This is a genomic window from Paraburkholderia sp. J12 (assembly GCF_905220215.1).
Lineage (GTDB): Bacteria > Pseudomonadota > Gammaproteobacteria > Burkholderiales > Burkholderiaceae > Paraburkholderia.
The window spans coordinates 1-496 of record NZ_CAJMZC010000051.1; the positions used below are offsets into that span (position 1 = coordinate 1).

1 protein-coding gene is annotated in these 496 nt (G+C 71.2%); it reads right to left on the minus strand.

Going from position 1 to position 496, the window contains the following annotated elements:
- A partial coding sequence (locus tag U5760_RS31555; RefSeq protein WP_322016220.1) for a pyridoxal-phosphate dependent enzyme occupies positions 1-496 on the minus strand: 496 nt, incomplete at both ends.

The following is a 496-nucleotide window of genomic DNA, read 5'->3' on the forward strand; positions in this document are numbered from 1 at the left end:
CTCGCAGAAGCGCCTGAAGCTGCCGCGCTCCTCCGGAATCGTCACCGCGAACACCGCCTCGCGTGCCTCGCCCACCTCCGCGCGCTCGGCCACGAAGCGCATGCGGTCGAAGTTCATGTTCGCCCCCGAGGTCACCGCCACCAGCGTCTGCCCCGCGATGCCCTCGCGTTCCGCGTAGCGCTTGAGCGCCGCCACGGCCAGCGCCCCCGCCGGCTCCAGCACGCTGCGCGTGTCCTGGAACACGTCCTTGATCGCCGCGCACAGCGCGTCGGTGTCTACCGTGATCACTTCGTCCAGATACTCGCGGCACAGCCGGAACGTTTCCTCGCCCACCAGCTTGACCGCCGTGCCGTCCGAGAACAGGCCCACCTCGGTCAGCTCCACGCGCCGGCCGGCCGCCAGCGACTGCGCCATCGCGCACGAGTCGTCGGTCTGCACGCCGATCACGCGGATCTCGGGGCGCACCGCCTTCACGTACGCCGCCACGCCTGCGGCA